Here is a 19,454-nt window from a genome sequence, read left to right on the forward strand (position 1 = left end):
CGATCCGGGCGACGCCGTGCTGTCGGCGATTCGTGCCGCCGACGCTTTTCTGATCGTCCAGGGGCGGCAGCACATTGCGCTCGACCGGCCGGTGACGCGCATCGGTCGGCGCATGGACAACGACATCGTCCTCGACCTGGCATCGATCAGTCGTCAACATGCCCAAATACGCTGGCGGCAACGGTACTTCGTCCTCTACGACGTGAGCCGCCACGAGCAGACGGCAGTCAACGGCATCCCGATCCGGGAGCACGTTCTGCGCCCCGGCGACGTGATCGCCCTCAGTGACGTGATGCTCGTCTATGGCGAGGGGCGCGACAAACCGTTGGCCGAACTGTCGGCGGCCGTCGATGACGAACTGGACACGACAATGCTGAAGCCCTACGAATGACGACCCCCATTCTGCTGCTGTTGTTGCGAATCATCAGTGCCGTGCTGCTGCTGGCTTTCTTCGCGGCCGTCGGTTGGTATCTGCGGCAAGACCTGCGCGCCACACGTCGGGCGATGACCGGGCAAGGGCCAAGCCTGGGGGCGTTGCGCGTCATTGCCAACACAGGCGAACGTCCTCACCTCGACACACTCTATGAACTCTCGCCGATGACGACGCTCGGCCGCAACAGCCGCAACACCATCGTTCTCAACGAAGGTTACGTCTCCGGCGAACACGCTTTGTTGGCCTGGCGGGATTCACAATGGTGGCTGGAAGACCTCGGTAGCCGCAACGGCACGGTACTCAACGATGCGCCCCTGACCAATCCGACCGTGATTTCGGCTGGTGACGTGCTGACGATCGGCGGTGTGCAGTTAAAGTTGGAGCTTCCGGGGCGACGCGAGGGGGAAAACGAGAGCGGCATACGGGATTCGAACCCGTGATAACAGCTTGGGAAGCTGCTGTGATACCACTTCACCAATGCCGCCTACTGACAGGCATTATATGCTGTCCGGCGTGAAGTTGCAAGCAGTGAGGTCTTCTTACTGGGGCGGCCCGGATGGCGGCAGCGGTTGGGGCAAGCGGCGCGGCGGCGGCCGATTCTCAGTGGGGGTAGTCAGCGGCGGCCTGGCCGTTTGGGGAACGCTGCGCCGCCGGCTGCGGCGCAGCGATTGACCAGAGTAGACGACGGCGTAGTGAACACCGGCTGTCAGGCCGAGCAGCAACCACCACAGGAACCCGGGGCGCGCACCAAGAGCCACTGCATCGAAGATGCCGAATACCCAACCAGCCAGCAGTGAACCGGCCAGCCCGGCCATCAAGCCGTAGTAGGGGTGGCGTGCGGCGCGGCGCTGGTGCAGGCGACGGTATGTGCTCCACAATAATCCGGCGCTAATCCACCAGATAGCCACATAGCTGACCAAACCGGGTAGACCCAGGTCAAGCGCCGCTTGCAACAGGTGGTTGTGGGCGTGGCCCAGATCGACTTCGGCTGAGATGCTATACAGTGGGTAGAGGGCATGCACTACGCGGCGGAAGGCGTTGACTCCCATCCCCGTCAGGGGGAAGTCGGCAATGCCCAGCAAGGCCCGCGACCAAATCTCCAGCCGTCCGCTAAGCCCCACGGCGTCGCCCACAAGGTTTTGGTCCAAGCGATTGCCGACGTAAGCCCCCAGGGCGATTGCAGCGACCGCCAGTCCGATCGCCAGCACCAGACGCCAGCGGGGTGGAAGAAAGAGGGTTACGACCAGCAGAAGACCGGTGGCGCCGGCTAGCATCCCGCCGCGCGACAGCGTCGCCACGAGTATGAAGCCGGTGAAGAGCATGGCCGGCAGCAGCACCAGCATGGCCGGCAGGCGGGCCGGTGTAGGCCGACGCAACCCGGCCAGCAAACAGGCCAGCATGAGCGGCAAGACCCAACTCAGGGTGCCGGCCAGCTCATTGGGATTGACCATGCCACCTACCGTGCCGGGAACGCCGCCGGGCAGCGGCAACCTAACGCGCACCTGGTTGAGGTATTCGAACGGCGGCTGCCACTCCGCGCCGATTAGACCCACCCCAGCCATGAGCGTTCCCGTCAACAGGACAAAGCCGACAATCGGCCATAGGCCCCGATTGCGCCGGCCGGCAGCGGCTGTGGCGTAGAACAAGCCGATGCCCAACAGAATGCCGGCGATCTTCGGCCCACTGACCAACGGATCAAACAACATGGCGAAGCTGACACCGACCATCGCCAGCAGGAGCCAGATGGACAGGTCGTAAGGGGTAGGCGTGATCCACAGCCCCGTCGCCGCCTTGCGCACCAGCCACAGCAGGGGAATGAGTAGCAGCCCGACGCTGCCAATTCCAAACGGCAGCAGCGTCACCGGGATGAGCAGCACAAGGATAAGCCATTCCCACTGGAGGAGCTTCTGGGCGATATTACGCATCAGTATCGTGACCTGTCGCGATCATGAACATAATAGCGGCCCCGGACGCCAATCGCAAGCAGGATTGAGTGAAAATGGCGTTGGAATTGGGTTGCCTCGCGCGGGTGAGGGTCTATAATCGCGTCTGCCTGTAGAGGGAACAGGAGTAAAGATGCCTTCGAGTCCGCTCGTCTTGCTGGTGGAGGGACACAATGCTGGTCGCGATTCCTTGCGGCCCATGCTCCTGAAGCCTGGCTATGAGGTAACGGTTGTCCACACTGGCGCCGAAGCGCTGGACTGGCTGCAAGCCCAGGCCCGCACGCCGGACCTGATCGTTTTCGATGCCTCCACGATGCGCTCGAACGGCGTTCGCAACTGCCGGCGATTACGGCGTTCTGTCGAGCTAATCCCTATTATCCATAGCCGGGCCAGCGGTGAAGAAGAAGACCGCAGCGCTGGGGCCGACGTCTATCTGGAACGACCTTACTCAGCACGCAAGTTGCTGAACCGGACGCGCGCGCTGTTGCCGGCCGACAGCAGCCGCGAAGAGATCGTCCGCTATGGCAACATTACCCTCTTCCGCAGCAAGCGCTCTGTCGGCGTGGCCGGCAAGGGCGAGTTCATTCTAACACCCAAACTGGCCCTGCTACTGGAAACGCTCGTCCGCCAGCCGGGCACGCTGTTGACCCGCCGCCAACTGATGCAAACCGTCTGGCAAACTGACTTCGTTGGCGACACGCGCACGCTGGACGTTCACATTCGTTGGGTGCGCGAGTGCATCGAAAGCGACCCCAGTCGGCCGCAATTCCTGAAGACAGTCCGCGGCAAAGGGTACGTGCTGTTGATTCCCGCGCCGAGCGACGACTCCGTCTAGAACGACACTCCCCATCGGAAACGCAAAAAAGCACCACCGTTGCCGATGGTGCTTGGTCAAAAACCAGTCGCGATGCTCGTCGGCGAGCTTACTTGCTCGGCGCCGCGGCGCGCGCCTCGGCCAGGGCAGCCATCAGGCGGCCCTTGCGCCGGGCGGCGTTGCGCGGATGAACAATGTTCTTGCCGGCCGACTTGTCGAGCGTCGAGTAGGCTTCCCGCGCCGCCGCTTCGGCCTCATCCAGCTTGTTCTCAGCGATCAGACGCCGCACCTTCTTAACGTGGGTGCGGGCCGCAGCCCGGTAGTGACGGTTGCGCTCGGTGCGCTTTTCCGTCTGTCTGATGCGCTTCTTTGCAGATTCCGTATTAGCCAATTCAAATCCTCCGTCGATTACCTCAATCGTCTCTGATTGGAGGCGTGGAGCGGGGGGAGTACAACACGTGTAGAGCGCCGTGACAGGGCGGCGCGCTAACCAACTGCGCTACGGGGCCAGGATGAAATCTTTCTTGCTTGTGCCTCACGTGGTGAAGCGGTGGAACTCTAACCGGGCCGGACTGTTCACCCCAAATCCGCGGGTGGATCAGGGCCACACTCTCGACCTGGCTATCGCCACTTGCACCCCCAACGGGATTCGAACCCGTGCTACCGCCGTGAAAGGGCGACGTCCTAGGCCGCTAGACGATGGGGGCCTTTGCTGCACCTCACGGAGCAACGGTGGCCAAGCATAGACAGAACCTGGCGCCAGTGCCGATTCCACGTCGTCGCCCGTGGGCAGGTATGGTTCTGCTCGCTCGTTCACGAGCACGGCCAGGTAGCTCAGTTGGTACGAGCGTCCGACTGAAAATCGGAAGGTCGGCGGTTCGACCCCGCCCCTGGCCACCACAGTTCTCGACGCGTCATCGCCGGGCGATCACATAGAGCCGGGTCACCTCTGATTCACCAGCGAGCGGCCCACGCTCGTACCACTCGATCTGCGTCAGACCACAGGCACGTACGGCAGCCAGCACTGCCTCGCGCGAGTGGCAGACGTACTCCAGGTCCACCGGCTCGGCTCGCATGGGCGAGCCCGGTCGCACCTCGTCGCCGACATACAACGCAAGCGCGAGGACACCGTCCTCGTCCAGTACGCGCGCCAGCGCACCCACCGCGACCGGGAGTTCTGACTCCGCCAGGTGGACCAGGGCGTACCACGCCGTGATCAATGCCCAGCCACGCGCAGCCGGTGGTCGCATTACCGAGCGCAGGTCGCCCACCTCGAAGGTCAGGGAGGGGTGGCGAAGCCGTGCCTGGGTCACCATCTGCTCAGACACGTCGAGCCCCACCGCGCGGGCACCGGCCGACGCCACGGTGGCGGCGACGTTGCCGAGTCCGGTGCCCACGTCCAGCGCAGGCCCCTCGGCCTCAACTGCGAGTCGCCGCAGCAGCCAGCCGTCGAAGGGCACCTCCGGCTCGTGCTCCCGGTCGGCACCGAAGGCCGCTGCCACCCGGTCGTACGACTCGCGCACCAGCACGTCGCGTGCGTACGCACCCTCGCGCAGCACCGCCTCGCGATCAACGGTTTGCGCCGAGGCATCAGGTTCCGTGTCGGGGACCGGTCCGAGCAGGTGGACCCATCGGTGGTCCTGCTGTCCGGCACGGCGTGACAGTTGGCGTACGAGAGGCGTGTCGCGCCCGGCAAGCGACGCGAGCACCTGCTCCACCGCCACCCGGTCCGCGAAGTGGTGCAGTCGCTCGGTGCGGGTCTTGAGCTCTCCGGGCGAGCATGCCCCGCGCAGCAGCAGCACGGTAAGAACGGCTCGTTCCTCGACAGCGAGGGTGAGGCGCTCGTCGACGAGTTGGTGATACTTCAGCACCCGGCCGGCGGGGACGATCCGCAACCACCCACGATCCTTGAGTTCGCGACAGCGCAGTTCGAGGTCACGTGACTCGTACGCGGACACCGGGTCGCGGCTGTTGCTCTGGTTGCACGCGGTGCGCATCGCGTTGAGGGTGAGCGGATAGGTCGCCGGCACCGTGACCTGCTTCTCCAGCAGGCTGCCGAGGATCCGTTGGTCCATGGCGTCGAGCGCGTCCATGGCTGGCGAGCGTAGCGAGTCAGCCCGTGCGTTCTCTGGTGCCGTTGAGCCGAACGAACATCTTCTTGTTGCGTGAGTGCAGACCGGCGAACTCGGCGAAGAGACGGTCGTAGACCTCGCGGTTTCCCGCGTCGGGCCGGAACGTGCGTTCCACCGGAACCAGAGCGTGCAGTTCGTCGGCAGCGATCGCCCCGCTGGCGACTGCGAAGTAGAGCCCGCCGCCGCGCAGTCCCGCGACCAACGGATCGGCCACCCGCTCCAACGTGCGGTCGCACACGTCGGCGAGGATCTGACACCACAGATCGATGCGGGCGCCACCGCCCAGGGTCCGGATCGGCTCGAAGCGGGTCTTGGCGACGTGTTCGGCTGCCTCGATCAGCCAACGCATGTTGAACGCGACACCTTCGAGGACCGCGCGCGCGAGCTCGGCGCGACCGGTGGCCAGGGACAGGTTGTGGAAACCGCCGCGAGCCAACCGGTCGTCGATCGGACTGCGCTCACCGGAGAGCCACGGCGTGAAGATGATGTCTCCGGAGCCGGGCACCGCGGATGCCGCCAGCGCCGCGAGGTCCTCGTACTCGATCTCCGGGGCGAACGCCGCGCGGAACCACTCCAGGGCACGGCCGGCGTTGTCCTGGTTGTTGGCGAGCAGATAGCGACCACCCACGCCGACTCCGGGTACGGCCGCCATCTGCCGGACCACGTCGGTCTTCTTCGCGGGCAACGGACAGCTGACCCACGACGACGTGCCCAGCGAGAGGTGCGGGCGATAGAGGTCCACGCACCCGGAGGCCACCGTGGCGTTGTGCAGATCGGGCATGCCGGTGACCACCTGCGCACGAGGCGAGATGCCGATCGCGGCGGCCACGTCGGGGCGTACGACTCCGAGCAACGATCCGGCGGCCACCAGGGGCGGCAGCTTCGTCGCGTCGACCCCCGCCAACGTGACCAGGGCCGGGTCGTACGCGAGTCGGTCAAGGTCGCGGTTGTCGGTCAGCCAGGCAGCGGTCATCGACATCGAGGTCGCGCTGGCTCGGCCCGTGAACCTCATGGTCAGGTAGTCGACCGGCTCCAGGAACCATCTGGCCCGGGCCATCACCTCCGGGCGGTCGTGGATCAGGTGCAGCATGTGCGCCACCGGGTCGCAGCCGGACGCGGACGGGATGCCGCCCGAGCGACGCAGCCAGGTCGCCAGCGCTTTGGGCGCATACCCGGCGATGGGTCCGCCGAAGCGCTCCCGGCTGTGTTCGGAACCGCGGTCGTCGCTCCACATCAGGCACTCTGCGACCGGCCGACCCTCGTCGTCGACGGGCACCGTGCTGGCCCACTGACCGGTCACCGCAACGCCGACGACGGCGCTCCCGTCGACACCTCCCTCGACGATCCCCCGCCGGGCGGCACCCGTAATCGTCTGCCACCACTCCTCTGGGTCCTGCTCGGCGGCGCCGCCGAGCACGTCACCGCGCTCGTACGTCCACCACACCGGCTCCCCACGCAAGGTGACGTACCCGACCTTCGGGCCGCCGCTGCCCAGGTCGATCGCGAGGACCAGCGGATCTCTCATGCGGGCGGCAATGCCGTCTGGGCATCGAGCATGGCGTCCATCATCTGCACGATGAACTCCTCGACATCCTCGGTGAGGCCCTCCAGCCCGCCGGGCACCCCGCCGTAGACCGCGCCGGACAATGCCTGCTCCCCGGCAGCATGGCGCTCCCTGGCGTACTCCACTGCCGCCGCGAGGTCTCGCGCGAACGCCTCCACGACACCCTCCTGGGTCTGCGGCCTTGTCACGGCCATGTGGATGGCGTTGGGGTACTGCTGGCCGTTGAAGCGCCAGCCGAGCGGGCGCATGAAGTCCGCGACGTGGTAGATGTCGAAGTCGTCCGAGGTGAACGAGAAGCAGAACGTCGGCGAGCCCATGATCCGCAGCTCGGGGTGCGAACGCACGATCGCCATCATCTGGTCGGCGGTGGCGAAGATCTCCTCGGCGTACGCCCGATAGCCCTCGCGGCCGAGTTTGACCAAGGACGCCCAGGTGGCGGCGAGCAGACCTGCCGAGCGGGACCCGTCGATGCCCGGCGACATGTACTTGCCGCCGGTCCAGTCGACGTTGTGGAAGTACTGCGAATTGCGCACCGCCTTGTCCCGAAACAGTACGACCGACGAGCCCTTGAATGCGTAGCCGTATTTGTGGGTGTCGGCCGAGATCGACGTGACCCCGGGGACCCGGAAGTCGAAGGGCGGGATGTCGCGACCGAGTTCCTCGCCGAAAGGCAGGATGAAGCCCCCCAGGCAGGCGTCGACGTGCATGCCGACACCACGCTCGGCCGCCAGTGCCGCCAGGTCGGGGATCGGGTCGATGGTGCCGTACGGATAGTTGCCGGCCGAGCCCATGATCGCGACCGTGTTCTCGTCGATCTGCTCGGCCATCGCCGCCACCGTGACCGTGGTCGTGTCGGGATCGATGGCCACCTTGCGACATTCGACGCCGAAGAGGTGACAACCCTTCTCGAACGCCGGGTGGCCGGTCTCCGGCATCACGAAATTGGGCTGGGCGATGCCGCGGGTCTGACGCGCGTGATCGCGATAGGCGAGTACGGCATGGATGATGCTGCCGGTCCCGCCGGACGTCACCAGACCACCGGGCTCGGTGTCGACGATGTCGCCACCGTGCATCAGATCCAGCGTCATGGCGATCACCTCGCCCTCGAACCTGGTCGAGCTCGGGCACAGGTCGCGCTGGAGCGCATTGACATGCGCGAACTTCGCGAACGCCTGGGTCAAGAACGCGTAATGGTCGTGGTCGCCGCAATACATCGTCCCCGAGACCCGGCCCCCTTCCCAGGCGCGATCCTCTTCCGTCGCCATCGCCTGGAGCTCGGCCAGGATCTCGTCCTGACCCCTGCCATGCTCAGGAAGCGCACGGTTGACGGTGAAGCGGCTGGCGTACGGGTAGTCGGACACGCGACCTCCAGGGAAATGGTCTAGACGGATCTAGTGACTTTTGCCGGAAAACATGGGGCCTACGTCACACTCGGCGGGCGCGCCCGTCCGACTATCACACAGCGCCAAACCGACCCCGCCGCCGGGTCGACACATTCTCACGTAGGAGCCTCCCTTGTCGTCACGTTTCACGCGTCTGCTCGCGACCGGCGTCGCAGCCCTTTTCGGCACCGGTCTGATGGCCGTCGCCGCCCCTGCCGCCCAGGCGGACGGTCCGGGCGTGGGCTCCGGATGGGTCGTCACCGTAGGTGACTCCTACATCTCCGGCGAGGCCGGCCGCTGGGCGGGCAACACCAACAACTCGGCGTCGACGATCGACGCGTTGGGCTCCCAGGCGTACTTCGACAACGCCACCAACAACGCGGAGACGATCAACCGCTGCCACCGCAGCAAGTCCGCCGAGGCGTTCATCGGGACCCTCCAGGGCAAGAACCTGGCCTGCTCCGGCGCCACGACCAACACCACGAACGACACATACTTCAAGCCCGGCCTCGACTTCTACAACGGCACCGGCGGCAAGGGCCAGGCGCTGATGCTGCAGGAGTTCGCCGCGACCAACAACGTGAAGATGGTGGTCGTGTCCATCGGCGGCAACGACTTCGGCTTCGCCGACGTGGTGCAGCGTTGCGTACAGAACTTCCTTGCGTCGTCGTCGCTGTGGAAGGACTACTGCTACGACGACTCGATGGTGACCTCGAAGTTCACTGCGAGCAACGTGAGTGCGCAGCGGGCCAAGATCGCGGCGGCCTACCGCAACATCCAGACGGCCATGCGCAACGCCGGCTACGGCGACACCTCCTGGACACTGCTGGTGCAGAACTACATGTCGCCGCTGCCGGGCGGCTCGGCGATCCGCTACAGCCAGAGCGGCTACTCGCGCCAGAACACCGGCGGCTGCGGCTTCTGGAACGCCGACGCCGACTGGGCCAACAGCACGGCGCTCCCCACGATCAACGGTGCGGTCGCGGGCGCCGTCGCCGACTCGGGCCTGCCGAACGTCAAGCAGCTCAACCTCGCCAGCGCGTTCAACGGTCGCCGCCTGTGCGAGAACACCGTCGGCCTGCTGGAGGAGAAAGGTCTCGCGTCTTGGCAGTCGGCAGGTGCCGTCGACAAGACCGAGTGGATCGACCAGATCCGGACCGTCTCGACCGCCACCAGCAACTACTTCATCCAGGAGTCGCTGCACCCGAACTACTGGGGCCAACTGGCGCTGCGCAACTGCGTACGCCAGGCCTGGAACGTGGGCGCACCCAAGGGTGGGTCGTGCACCATCTCCGCCACCGGGCTGCTCAACGGTGAGCCTCGGATGAAGCTCAACTGATCTGCCAAGACCGGTCCGGGGGCGGGGTCGCTCTGCACATGAGCACCCCGGCTCAGGCCGCCTGAGTCCCCCGCGACTGAGCGGGATGCTCATTTCGCGAGACGATACGGCCGTGAGACCACACCCCTCGGAGCCAGCCGTCGCGGCGATGACGTACGCCGACCCGTCCGCGTGCCCCTCGTGCCGTTCACCACTGCCGGTCGCACCGGTCACGTGCCCACGGTGCGGCATCGCACTCCAGGGCGAGACGATCCTCGAACTCTTCGGCACCCTCACGCGTGCCGACGAGTTGGTCGCCAGCCTGCGCGGCGCAGTTGCGACGCGGTCGGCGTACGCCCCGGAAGTGGGCGCACCCCAGGCAGTGCCCCAGGGAGTTCCGCAGGCCCGAGCGCCGCTGCCAGTGCCGCCGCGCTCGGGGCTCACCCTGCCGAGCGTTCCGGTGATCCTGCTCGGACTCGGCGCCTTCTGCCTGCTGGTGGCGTCCCTGATCTTCCTGGCTTTCGCGTGGGGCTGGTTGGGCGTGGGCGGGCGTACGGCTGTCCTCGTCGCACTGACACTGGCCTTCGGCGGCGCGAGCTGGTGGCTGATGCGCCGTGGACTCCGGATCGCATCCGAGGCATTCTTGACCGTCGCCTTCGGGCTGCTCCTGCTGGACCTGTTCGGTGCCGAGAACGCCGGGTGGCTGGGCGACCCGACCGGTGCCGAGTTCGCCACGATCGCCGGACTCTCGTTGTCCGTGGGCGGGTGTGCGGTCGCACTCGGTTTCGAGCGCCTCGGGCTGCGTCGGCCCTGGTCCGTGCAGATCATCGCGGCCATTGCCGCGCTCGCCGTACCGCTCGGGCTGCTGTCCAACCTGCCCAGCAGTGAGCTCGGAAGCGCGATCTGGGTCGCCACCGCTATCGGCGTGTCACTGCTGCTCGACCACCTGCGACTGACCGCGGTCTCCTTCGGGTACGCCGCCTCGGCCGGGCTGTATTGGCTGCACCTGGTGTTCAGCGGCATCGGCCGCGGCATCGAGACGCCGGGGTACGACGAGTGGCTGCGCACGATGACCGGCTGGCCCTTCTTCGCTGCGGCGGTCCTGGTGGCGCTGCCCGCCGTACGCTGGCGCGAACGCCCTGCCTTCGCGGGCGTCTTCGTGTCCGTGTCGGGTGCCCTGGTCACGCTCTGGGCCGGATTCCCTGCGCTGTCCGGCACATTCTCCGAGATCGCGGCGGCGGCCACGATCGTGCTGGCGGTGTGGACGCTGATCTACGCGCTGGTTGCGCGTGCGTGGTGGACCGTGCCGCTGGTGCCGCTGATCGGCGCGAGCCTGGTCGGCGGTGTGGTGGTGCTCGCGGGTGTGGCTCAGATCAGCGACCGATGGAACACCGTGGCCGGGCGCGAGCAGGAGTGGACGTACGACATCGCCACCGGTGGTCCCGGCCACGTCTGGCTGCTGATCCCGCTCGTCACCTCGTTGACCCTCGCCGCGCTGGTGATCTGGTGGCGCGAAGGTGGTCCGCTGAGCGGCTGGGACGCCGCAGCTGCCTCGGCACCGGTGCTGACCGCCTGCGCTTTCGTCTGGGTGGCGCACGACCGCCCGGTCGCGGGCGGCATCTTGTTGGCCCTGCTCGGCGCCGGACTGCTCGCCTGGTGGACCCAGCGCAGCGAGGTCCATCCGTGGGCTCGGATCGCGGGTGGCATCTTGGCGCTGATGTTGGCGACGAGTACCTGGATCCCGTCGTTGCCGTCGGTCGGCCTGCTGGCCGCCACCGGACTCGGCATCACGGCGATAGCCGGCGGCATGCACCTGATCAGTCGGCACGAGTCACTGCGTTTCGCCGGTGGCGCGATCACACCGATCGCTGCCGGGATCGCCCTCTCCCAGGCAGCGCGAGCCGCTGGGATCGCGACCGAGTGGTCGGGTGTCCCCGTCTTCGTGGCGTTGGGTGTCCTGATCGTATTCCGGCCGCGGTGGTCCGTGGAGGGCGGAGCGGCACTGACCGCACTGATCACGGGCATGGTCTGCTCGCAAGCGCAGATCAATACCTGGGCCGACACTGCCGTCTATCTCACCCTGGCCGGTGTCGCCGTGGTCGCGACGTCGCTGGTCAATCGTGACCGCCGCTTGGTGGCACCCCTGGGCGGGCTCCTCCTTGTCGCTGCGACCTGGGTGCGACTGCGAGAAATTGGGGTCGCCCAGCCCGAGCCCTACACGCTGCCGTCCGCGCTCGTGTTGATCGCGTTGGGATTGTGGTGGCTGCGTCGCGACCGCTCCATCTCGACCATGCGCGCCCTGCTCGCCGGGTTGCTGCTGGCGACGATCCCCTCGCTGCTGTGGGTGACCTTCGTACCCCCGAGCAACCTGCGCGCACTGCTGCTGGGTCTGGGCTGTCTGGCTCTGCTGGCGCTGGGGGTGGCCTGGCGTTGGACGGCCCCCGTGGTCGTCGGCGCGGTCGTCGGGGGCCTGCTGGTGCTGGTCGAGATCCGGCCGTACGCAGCGGACATCCCGCCGTGGGTGCTGATCGGCGTCGGTGGCGCCGTGCTGATCACGCTCGGCATCACCTGGGAGGCGCGGCTGCGCAACGTACGCTCCGGACTCGCCTACCTCGCCCGGCTGCGTTGACATGCTGGGTCGCTTCGAGGTGGTCGGGCGACAACGTCCGTTCGATCTGATCGCGCCGGGCTTCGTCGATCTCACCTCCTCGCAGGCCCGCAGTGCGCCGCTGCCGCAACCCGCGCCGTACGTCACTGTGGAAGCCACGCTCGACGACTGCCCCGGCAGCTCCGTCGGCCTGGAGTCGCTGGGCCATCGCGTCGCGGCGGAGTACGACCGCACGGCCGGCATCGTGCAGTTGCGGGTGACCGGCCCCGACGGCACCACGTCGGTGCATCGCAGCCGCCGACATGGACGCGTACGCAGACCACCCGAATCGCTGGCGTTGACGCTGACGGGGTCCCACGCCACGGCCTTCTCCTTCGCCTCAGGCGAGTGGCGACCGCGCGCCCGAGCGGACGTCGCCGAACGGCCGCTGCCGATGCCGACGCGCGACCTCACCTTCTGCTCCGAACTCGTGGCCACCTGGAGTGGGGCACGGGCGGTCCGCGCCGGAGCATTCGGGCAGTTGGGGTTGCGCGACCTTCGCTTCGCCAGCGATCTTTCGGGAGATCCGGTGTGGGAGGGCGACTCGCTCGTCCTCACGGCCACGCATGCCGGGCCTGGCTTCTTCGACACCGCGCACACCGGGGTGTGGACGCTGCACCCGGACACGGGCGCGCTGAAACATCGCAGCGACCTGTTCTTCAGCCGCGATGACGACGCACTGGTGTACGGCGACCACTCGACCCACCTCATCCGCGACGGCTCGCGGTGGCTCGTCGCGACGTCGACGTGGGGCGATTTCGGGTTGCCGTCCAGTCCGGCGGTGTCGCGAAAGCGAGAGGCGGCCGGGCTCTCGGCGTACGACCCCTCTCGCTCACACGTGGAGGTGAGGTTGGCGATCTCCGATGCCGACCTCCTCTCGGGACGGCACGTGCTCGCCACGACGGCCCTGCTGTCACCCGAGGACGTGCTCGACTCAGTCGCCGTCTGGGATCCACACCTCGTGCGTGACGGTGATCAGTGGCTGCTGGGCTTCGTGACGGCGCACAGGTTCTTCTCGTTCCATCCGGGGCTCGCTGTCGGAGCAGACCTCGACTCGTGGCAAGTGCGTTCGGTCGCAACCGGTCGGGTTGCGACCGAGGGGACGACATTGGTGCGCGCTGGCGACGACTGGCGGATCCTGGCCTCCGATGGTCGCGACGGACGGCGCGGAGCGCGCAAGTCGTACCCCGTCTTCGATCTCGACTTCACCCAACTGGGACGACTCGACGCGGCGTACGGCTCCAACATCCCCTGGCCCAACGTCGCGCGTGTCGACGACGGCTGGCTGCTGGCGACCTTCGACGGGACGGCTTGGGGCTCTTCGTTGCTGGGGTACGGCACGCACGGGGATGTGGTGGTGATGCGGACGGGAAGACCTGCTGACTCGGCGGGGATTTCTGCTGACTCGGCGGGGAAGATCTGCTGACTCGCGCTAATCGGTGACGCGCAGGAGGGGGCGGATCGTCTGGCGGGCCTGGTGGATCCGGGACTTCACGGTCCCGAGCGGGATGCCCAGGTGCTCGGCGATGTCGGCGTAGTCGAGCTCCTGCAGATCGCGCAGGACCAGCGCCTCGGCGAGGTCGGGGTTCTGTTCCGCGAGCACCTCCAACGCGTCGAGCAGGTCGAGCCGGGAGCCCGCGATCACGCTGGTGGTGCGGGGATCGGCGTGGGTAGGCAATTCGTCGGTCGTACGCTCGGCGGCACGCCGTTTCAGGGTGCGATAGGTCGAGCGGGCGCTGTTGGACGCCACGGCGTGCAACCAGGTCGTGAACTTCGATTTGCCGGCGAAGGAGGAGATCTTCGTGGCGACCAGCATCAGCGCGTCCTGGGCCGCCTCCTCGGCGTCCTCGGGGTAGAGCAGCATCCGGCCGCAGATGCGGCGTACGCGTGGCTGGATCTGGGCGAGCAGGTCCTCCAGCGCCACCCGGTCGCCCTGCGCCGCAGCCGCCGCCAACGCCTCCAGGTCCACGGCTTCCGCCGAACCGCCCACCATGCCTCCCCCTCCCGTCGGGTCGCCTGCGGCACAATACCCACCGTGCCACTGCCCGAACGTCTCGGTCGGCTGCGGCGAGTGGAGCGGCTCGGCGCAGGCGGTTTCGCGACCGTCTGGCTCTATCACGACGACGAGCTCGACTCCGACGTCGCGGTGAAAGCACTCGCCGACAATTGGGCCCAGCGCCTCGACGTACGCGAGCGATTCCTCGAAGAGTCGCGCATCCTGCGGCGCGCCGACAGCGACCACGTCGTCCGCGTCTACGACATCGGCGAGGAGGACGACACTCCGTACTTCGTGATGACCTACGCCGACGCCGGCTCGCTCGAACGCCTCACCAGCAACGGCGTCCAGGTGGCGCCGGCGCGGGTGCTCGACCTGATCAGTCAGGCCGGCGAGGGCCTGCGGGTGCTGCACGAACTCGGCGTGATCCACCGCGACATCAAGCCGCCCAACCTGCTGCTTCGCAGCACCCGCGACGGTGGCGTACGCGTCCTGGTCGCGGACCTGGGCGTGGCGAAGGCCGAGTTGCATGCGTCGGGGCTGACCCAGGTGGTGGGCACCCCGGCCTATATGGCGCCCGAGCAGGCCGGAGGGCTCGGTGTCGACAAGCGCGCCGACATCCACGCTCTCGCGGCGGTCACCTACCACCTGCTGACGGGCGCGCCGGTCCGCGAGGGGGGCCTGGCCGAACTCGCGCACGCATCCTTGCCACCACCACCGTCGTCGATAGCCGAGGTGCCGGTCGCGGTCGACCAGGTGCTGCTGACCGCACTGGATCCGGATCCGGAGGCGCGGTTCAGCGACGTCAACGGGTTCGTCGACGCCTTGCGTACGGCACTGTCGCACGAGCCGACCGCGAGCGACAGCGAGGCAGTGCCCGAGCGCGTACGCGAACCCGCGCCAGGGGTCGACCGGCCCGTCGTGCGCCCGGACATCTCACGACCGGACATCTCACGACCGTTCCTGGTCACGGTGTTCCTGGTCGTGCTGGCGGTGTCGTTCGGGCTGACGTACGCCTTGGCCACCGGCCGCTTCTGAGCGGGCTCGTTCACGCCGTCGACCCACAGTGGGGCCGAGGCGGGTCGAGCGGTCCGCGACTTAGTCGCGACGTGCGTCGTAGTCCGACCAGCGGTCGTACTCGTCGTCGGGTGGCGTCTCTGCCCTCTCGGGCTGATCGCTCTCACCATGCAGCTCTCGCGCCAACGCACCGAAGTCCGTCTCGTGAGTGCGGTACTTCAGGTCGCGAGCGACCTTCGTCTGCTTTGCCTTAGCTCGGCCGCGCCCCATAGGGTCCGACCCCCTCGCACACTTGGCCGGCGCCCTGGGCGCCCGACGGCGCAGGGGTCCCGGTCTGATCGGTCACATATCGTGACGCCAACGCTACCTGCTAGGTGGTTGTTCCCGCGACTCAACCCGCCCGATGAGCACCGACGAGGCGTACGGAACCCCCGTCGTCGGCTCCCGCTGCGGTGACTTCGCCCGCGACCCAGGCCTCGATCCCGTGCTCGGCCAGTGCCTCGATCGCACGCTCACCCGAGTCGGGGTCGACCAGCGCGACCATCCCAACGCCACAGTTGAGCGTGGCCTCCAGGTCTGCCTGCTCGACCGAGCCGACCTCTTGCACCAGGTCGAAGATCGCGGGGCGCTGCCAGGTGCTCCGCGCGACCGTCGCGGTGAGCTCCACGGGCATCACCCGCGCCAGGTTGGCCGCGAATCCCCCGCCCGTGATGTGAGCCATCGCGTGGGTCTCGACCCCGCGGGCCAGGTCGAGGCAGGCCTTGGCGTAGATGCGCGTGGGCTCCAGCAGTTCCTCGCCCAGGGTGCGGCCCAGCTCGTCGACGTGGCGGTCCAGCGCCCAACCAGCCTGGTTGAGCAGCACGTGCCGCACCAGCGAGTAGCCGTTGGAGTGCAGGCCGGACGCCGCCATGGCCACCACCAGGTCACCGGCGCGTACGCGACCCGGGCCGAGCAGCTGGTCACCCTCCACGACCCCGGTGGTGGCCCCTGCGATGTCGTACTCCTCCGGCTTCATCAGGCCGGGGTGCTCCGCGGTCTCGCCACCGATCAGCGCGCAGCCGGCGACGACGCAGGCTTCGGCGATGCCTTTCACGATCGCGGCGATCTTCTCGGGGAAGACCCGCCCGCACGCGATGTAGTCGGTCATGAAGAGCGGCTCGGCCCCACACACGACCAGGTCGTCGACGACCATGCCCACCAGGTCGAAGCCGATGGTGTCGTGGATGTCCATCGCCTGTGCGATCGCGACCTTGGTGCCGACACCGTCGGTGGACGTCGCGAGCAGCGGCTGGCGATAGTTCTTCAGCACGCTGACGTCGAAGAGTCCGGCGAAGCCACCCAGACCGCCGATCACTTCGGGGCGGTTGGTCTTCTCGACCCAGGTCTTCATCAACGCGATCGCGCGGTCGGCCGCGTCGATCGAGACCCCTGCGGTGGCGTACGCACCCTCGGTGGCGGTGGGCTGATCGGTCACGGGGTCCTCCGGGTCAGGGGTTGTTGCGCACAGGAAGGGACTCGGTTGCGGCGCCGAGAGTTGATTCGAAGAGATGCTTGCCCAGGCGCGACTCGTCCGGCAAGGCGATGGGGTACTCCCCGGTGAAGCAGGCCAGGCACAGCGCGTCCTTCGACTGTCCGGTCGCCTGCACCATGCCGTCGAGGGTGATGTAGCCCAGCGAGTCGGCGCCGATCGAGGTGCGGATCTCCTCGATGGCCAGCCCGTTGGCGATCAACTCGGCGCGGGTCGCGAAGTCGATGCCATAGAAACACGGCCACTTCACCGGCGGGGACGAGATGCGTACGTGCACCTCCGCCGCGCCGGCCTCGCGCAGCATCCGCACCTGAGCTCGCTGGGTGTTGCCACGCACGATCGAGTCGTCGACCACCACGATGCGCTTGCCCCGGATCATGTGAGGCAGCGCGTTGAGTTTCAGCCGGATGCCGAGCTGGCGCAGCGTCTGTGACGGCTGGATGAAGGTGCGCCCGACGTACGAGTTCTTCACGAAGCCCTGTCCGAAGGGGATGCCGGACTCCTCGGCGAAACCCGTGGCCGCTGGGGTGCCCGACTCGGGCACGGGCATCACCAGGTCGGCCTCGACCGGGAACTCGCGCGCCAGTTGACGCCCCATCTCCACGCGCGCCTCGTGCACGCTGCGCCCGGCGATGGTGGCGTCGGGGCGAGCGAGGTAGACGTACTCGAAGACACAGCCCTTGGGGCGCGGCGGCGCAAAGTGGCGAGACCGCAGGCCGTCCTCGTTGATGACGATCAACTCGCCCGGCTCCACCTCGCGTACGACACTCGCCCCGACGGTTGCCAAGGCGGCGTCCTCACTGGCCACGACCCAGCCACGATCCAGGCGCCCCAGCACCAGCGGGCGGATGCCCTCGGGGTCGCGGGCGGCGTACAGCGTGTCTTCGTTCATGAAGACGAACGAGAACGCACCCTCGACGGTCGGCAGCAGTTCCATCGCCCGCTCTTCGAGGGAGGTGTCGGGGTGGTGGGCCAGCAGAGACGTCACGACCGCCGTGTCATTGGTGGTCTCGCCCGGGAAGCTTGACGTGGAGTTCGAGTTCGCCGTCGGCCTCACCGTGGTCGGAGACGGCCCTGGCCAGATCGGCGGTGTTGATCAGGTTGCCGTTGTGGGCCAGAGCGAGCGAGCCGTCCTGGGTGGGATGGAACGTCGGTTGGGCGTTGTGCCAGGTCGAGGCGCCGGTCGTCGAATACCGGGCGTGGCCGATGGCCAGGTGGCCACGCAGCGACTCCAACGACGACTCGTCGAAGACCTGTGAAACCAGGCCCATGTCCTTCTGCACCAGGATCTGGCGACCGTTGCTGACCGCGAGACCCGCGGACTCCTGGCCGCGGTGCTGCAGGGCATAGAGACCGAAGTAGGTCAGTTTGGCTACGTCCTCGCCTGGGGCCCACACGCCGAAGACTCCGCACACAGCAAGGCAGTCTAGGCGGTCGTGGGATCATCGAGCCCGCCCACCTGGATGGACAGTGAGGACCGCCACATGACCGCTTGCCGCCGTGGCCGCAGCCGAGTGCTGCCGCGCGTGATCGCGCCGGTGTTGCTGGTGGTCGCGATGACGACGGCGTGCGAGTCCGAGCAGGCAGGCCCGCAAGTTCCGACCGCACCGAGCACCGCGGATGTACGCCCTGCGTTGCTCGACGCCGCCTGGACCGCGCCCGCGCCTGCGGGTGCCCAGGTGGCGGGCCGACTGCGGGCCTGGACCACGAAGGACAGGGTCACGGTCGTCGGCAAGCAGCAGATCAGGTCGTACGACCTGGCGTCCGGCAAGGCCGCCTGGACCGCCGCGCTGCCCCGGGGCACGACCGGCGTCTGCACGATCTCCGAGAACGCCGGCGACATCGGCGCGCTGCTGCTCCGCACGAAGACGGGCTGCACGGACGTCGCCGCCCTGAGTCTGGCCGACGGCTCGTGGCGCTGGCGTCACGCGATCGAGCCCCTGGCCAAGGGCACCCCCTCGGTGTCACTGTCTCGATTGGCCGTGGCGGCCACCGGGAAGTGCCGTCAGGTGATCCGCTTCGGCGTGGCGGAGGGGCGCCGTTTGAAGCCGGTCGCCCCCGCGGACTCGGTGTGCGCGAACGCCAGCGCCCTGGCGGGCAACACGATCGCGGTCAAGCTCGATGCGGGCCCGGACTTCGGCAAGGTCGGCGACGAACTCATCGGCACCGACGCCGGGAAGGCGACCTTCCAGGTCCTGAACAACGACGATCTGACGTCGAGGTGGCGGATCTCGGTGGATCGGGTCGGCGCCAACGTCGCAGGAGTGGTGGCGCAGCGGCCGCTCGTACTCGACACCTCGCTCAAGGGGCACCGGATGTTGCGCGTCTTCGATGCCAAGGGCACTCCGGTCCGCTCCGTCGGGTGGTCGCTGCCCAGCCAGGGCTTCGTCCGCCTGGGTCTTGCGAACGGGGTGCTGCTCGGTGGTTACGGCCCGGCAGATCCGGGGCGCTACGCGTACTCCCTGAAGACCGGGAACCAGTTGTGGACCGATCTGGACGACAAGACCACACGTACGCTCGGCCTCTTCCGCGGACGGGTGCTGCGCGAACGACTCGTGACCGGTGACGACGGGGAGGAGTCGTGGCTGGCACTGCACGAACTCGATCGTGCGGGCGGCTCGGTGACTGACCCGGCGACAAACTCTCGCAGCGTGCTGATCGGCCGGGTGCCGAGTCAGGG

General features: G+C 67.6%; 18 protein-coding genes and 3 tRNA genes. 9 read left to right on the plus strand and 12 right to left on the minus strand.

What is annotated here, in order from left to right; translation table 11 throughout:
• Together V9G04_16665 and V9G04_16670 are read left to right on the plus strand one after the other, a co-directional pair.
• Window positions 1-391, plus strand: a 391-nt coding sequence (locus V9G04_16665; GenBank protein ID MEI2714873.1) for an FHA domain-containing protein, incomplete at its 5' end; no start/stop codon positions are given.
• The gene (locus V9G04_16670) at window positions 388-873 is read left to right on the plus strand and encodes an FHA domain-containing protein (GenBank protein ID MEI2714874.1); all 486 of its coding nucleotides are present in this window, start codon (window positions 388-390) and stop codon (window positions 871-873) included. The genes V9G04_16665 and V9G04_16670, both read left to right, overlap by 4 nt.
• On the opposite strand, the gene V9G04_16675 is transcribed toward V9G04_16670, so the two are convergent.
• Window positions 847-917: transfer RNA gene (locus V9G04_16675), tRNA-Gly, on the minus strand. The genes V9G04_16670 and V9G04_16675 overlap by 27 nt on opposite strands.
• 55 nt (window positions 918-972) lie before the next feature.
• Complete coding sequence (locus V9G04_16680) at window positions 973-2,358, minus strand: O-antigen ligase family protein (GenBank protein MEI2714875.1); 1,386 nt, start codon at window positions 2,356-2,358, stop codon at window positions 973-975.
• A gap of 151 nt (window positions 2,359-2,509) precedes the next feature.
• On the opposite strand from V9G04_16680, the gene V9G04_16685 reads away from it, so the two are divergent.
• Entirely contained in the window at window positions 2,510-3,211 is a 702-nt protein-coding gene (locus V9G04_16685) for a response regulator transcription factor (GenBank protein ID MEI2714876.1), read from the plus strand.
• An 88-nt stretch (window positions 3,212-3,299) separates the two neighbouring features.
• Here the strand turns inward: V9G04_16685 and rpsT are convergent, their stop codons facing one another.
• A complete protein-coding gene (gene rpsT, locus V9G04_16690; protein MEI2714877.1) occupies window positions 3,300-3,581 on the minus strand; it encodes a 30S ribosomal protein S20 in 282 nt (93 codons plus the stop codon).
• 243 nt (window positions 3,582-3,824) lie between these two features.
• A tRNA-Glu gene (locus tag V9G04_16695) sits at window positions 3,825-3,897 on the minus strand.
• A gap of 116 nt (window positions 3,898-4,013) precedes the next feature.
• Between V9G04_16695 and V9G04_16700 the strand changes: the two genes are divergently transcribed.
• A tRNA-Phe gene (locus V9G04_16700) sits at window positions 4,014-4,090 on the plus strand.
• 14 nt (window positions 4,091-4,104) lie between these two features.
• Here V9G04_16700 and V9G04_16705 read toward each other — a convergent pair.
• Genes V9G04_16705 through V9G04_16715 form a run of 3 tightly spaced genes read right to left on the minus strand, consistent with a single transcriptional unit; the run spans window position 4,105 to window position 8,247 of the window.
• The gene (locus V9G04_16705) at window positions 4,105-5,283 is read right to left on the minus strand and encodes a DUF480 domain-containing protein (GenBank protein ID MEI2714878.1); all 1,179 of its coding nucleotides are present in this window, start codon (window positions 5,281-5,283) and stop codon (window positions 4,105-4,107) included.
• Window positions 5,284-5,302: 19 nt separating this feature from the next.
• Window positions 5,303-6,847: an FGGY-family carbohydrate kinase gene (locus tag V9G04_16710; protein MEI2714879.1), complete on the minus strand. Its 1,545-nt coding sequence runs from the start codon at window positions 6,845-6,847 to the stop codon at window positions 5,303-5,305.
• Window positions 6,844-8,247: an aspartate aminotransferase family protein gene (locus V9G04_16715; GenBank protein MEI2714880.1), complete on the minus strand. Its 1,404-nt coding sequence runs from the start codon at window positions 8,245-8,247 to the stop codon at window positions 6,844-6,846. Before V9G04_16715 ends, V9G04_16710 begins: the two co-directional genes overlap by 4 nt.
• A gap of 154 nt (window positions 8,248-8,401) precedes the next feature.
• Here V9G04_16715 and V9G04_16720 point away from each other — a divergent pair, with 154 nt between their 5' ends.
• From V9G04_16720 to V9G04_16730, 3 genes are all read left to right on the plus strand, one after another.
• Complete coding sequence (locus V9G04_16720) at window positions 8,402-9,607, plus strand: hypothetical protein (protein ID MEI2714881.1); 1,206 nt, start codon at window positions 8,402-8,404, stop codon at window positions 9,605-9,607.
• Window positions 9,608-9,719: 112 nt separating this feature from the next.
• Window positions 9,720-12,215: a hypothetical protein gene (locus V9G04_16725; protein MEI2714882.1), complete on the plus strand. Its 2,496-nt coding sequence runs from the start codon at window positions 9,720-9,722 to the stop codon at window positions 12,213-12,215.
• A 1-nt stretch (window position 12,216) separates the two neighbouring features.
• Complete coding sequence (locus V9G04_16730) at window positions 12,217-13,659, plus strand: hypothetical protein (protein ID MEI2714883.1); 1,443 nt, start codon at window positions 12,217-12,219, stop codon at window positions 13,657-13,659.
• Between the two features lie 6 nt (window positions 13,660-13,665).
• On the opposite strand, the gene V9G04_16735 is transcribed toward V9G04_16730, so the two are convergent.
• On the minus strand, window positions 13,666-14,226 hold the full coding sequence (locus V9G04_16735; protein MEI2714884.1) for an RNA polymerase sigma factor: 561 nt from the start codon (window positions 14,224-14,226) through the stop codon (window positions 13,666-13,668).
• Window positions 14,227-14,268: 42 nt separating this feature from the next.
• Here V9G04_16735 and V9G04_16740 point away from each other — a divergent pair, with 42 nt between their 5' ends.
• Complete coding sequence (locus V9G04_16740; protein MEI2714885.1) at window positions 14,269-15,267, plus strand: serine/threonine-protein kinase; 999 nt, start codon at window positions 14,269-14,271, stop codon at window positions 15,265-15,267.
• A 60-nt stretch (window positions 15,268-15,327) separates the two neighbouring features.
• Here V9G04_16740 and V9G04_16745 read toward each other — a convergent pair whose 3' ends face one another.
• The 4 genes from V9G04_16745 to V9G04_16760 all read right to left on the minus strand — a co-directional run bounded on the left by V9G04_16745 (window position 15,328) and on the right by V9G04_16760 (window position 18,189).
• Entirely contained in the window at window positions 15,328-15,516 is a 189-nt protein-coding gene (locus V9G04_16745) for a DUF3073 domain-containing protein (protein MEI2714886.1), read from the minus strand.
• Window positions 15,517-15,637: 121 nt separating this feature from the next.
• Window positions 15,638-16,720: a phosphoribosylformylglycinamidine cyclo-ligase gene (gene purM, locus V9G04_16750; protein MEI2714887.1), complete on the minus strand. Its 1,083-nt coding sequence runs from the start codon at window positions 16,718-16,720 to the stop codon at window positions 15,638-15,640.
• A gap of 13 nt (window positions 16,721-16,733) precedes the next feature.
• Complete coding sequence (gene purF / locus V9G04_16755) at window positions 16,734-17,762, minus strand: amidophosphoribosyltransferase (GenBank protein ID MEI2714888.1); 1,029 nt, start codon at window positions 17,760-17,762, stop codon at window positions 16,734-16,736.
• Window positions 17,763-17,772: 10 nt separating this feature from the next.
• The gene (locus V9G04_16760; protein ID MEI2714889.1) at window positions 17,773-18,189 is read right to left on the minus strand and encodes a hypothetical protein; all 417 of its coding nucleotides are present in this window, start codon (window positions 18,187-18,189) and stop codon (window positions 17,773-17,775) included.
• A gap of 69 nt (window positions 18,190-18,258) precedes the next feature.
• On the opposite strand from V9G04_16760, the gene V9G04_16765 reads away from it, so the two are divergent.
• Window positions 18,259-19,454, plus strand: a 1,196-nt coding sequence (locus tag V9G04_16765) for a PQQ-binding-like beta-propeller repeat protein (protein MEI2714890.1), incomplete at its 3' end; no start/stop codon positions are given.

It is taken from the genome of Nocardioides sp. (genome assembly GCA_037045645.1).
In the GTDB taxonomy this organism is placed as follows: Bacteria; Actinomycetota; Actinomycetes; order Propionibacteriales; family Nocardioidaceae; genus Nocardioides.

Coding starts and splice junctions, on each gene's coding strand:
- V9G04_16730 (MEI2714883.1), top strand. CDS start 12,217: ATGCTGGGTCGCTTCGAGGTGGTCGGGCGACAACGTCCGTTCGATCTG.
- V9G04_16710 (MEI2714879.1), bottom strand. CDS start 6,847: ATGAGAGATCCGCTGGTCCTCGCGATCGACCTGGGCAGCGGCGGCCCG.
- V9G04_16680 (MEI2714875.1), bottom strand. CDS start 2,358: ATGCGTAATATCGCCCAGAAGCTCCTCCAGTGGGAATGGCTTATCCTT.
- V9G04_16705 (MEI2714878.1), bottom strand. CDS start 5,283: ATGGACGCGCTCGACGCCATGGACCAACGGATCCTCGGCAGCCTGCTG.
- V9G04_16735 (MEI2714884.1), bottom strand. CDS start 14,226: ATGGTGGGCGGTTCGGCGGAAGCCGTGGACCTGGAGGCGTTGGCGGCG.
- V9G04_16670 (MEI2714874.1), top strand. CDS start 388: ATGACGACCCCCATTCTGCTGCTGTTGTTGCGAATCATCAGTGCCGTG.
- V9G04_16685 (MEI2714876.1), top strand. CDS start 2,510: ATGCCTTCGAGTCCGCTCGTCTTGCTGGTGGAGGGACACAATGCTGGT.
- V9G04_16745 (MEI2714886.1), bottom strand. CDS start 15,516: ATGGGGCGCGGCCGAGCTAAGGCAAAGCAGACGAAGGTCGCTCGCGAC.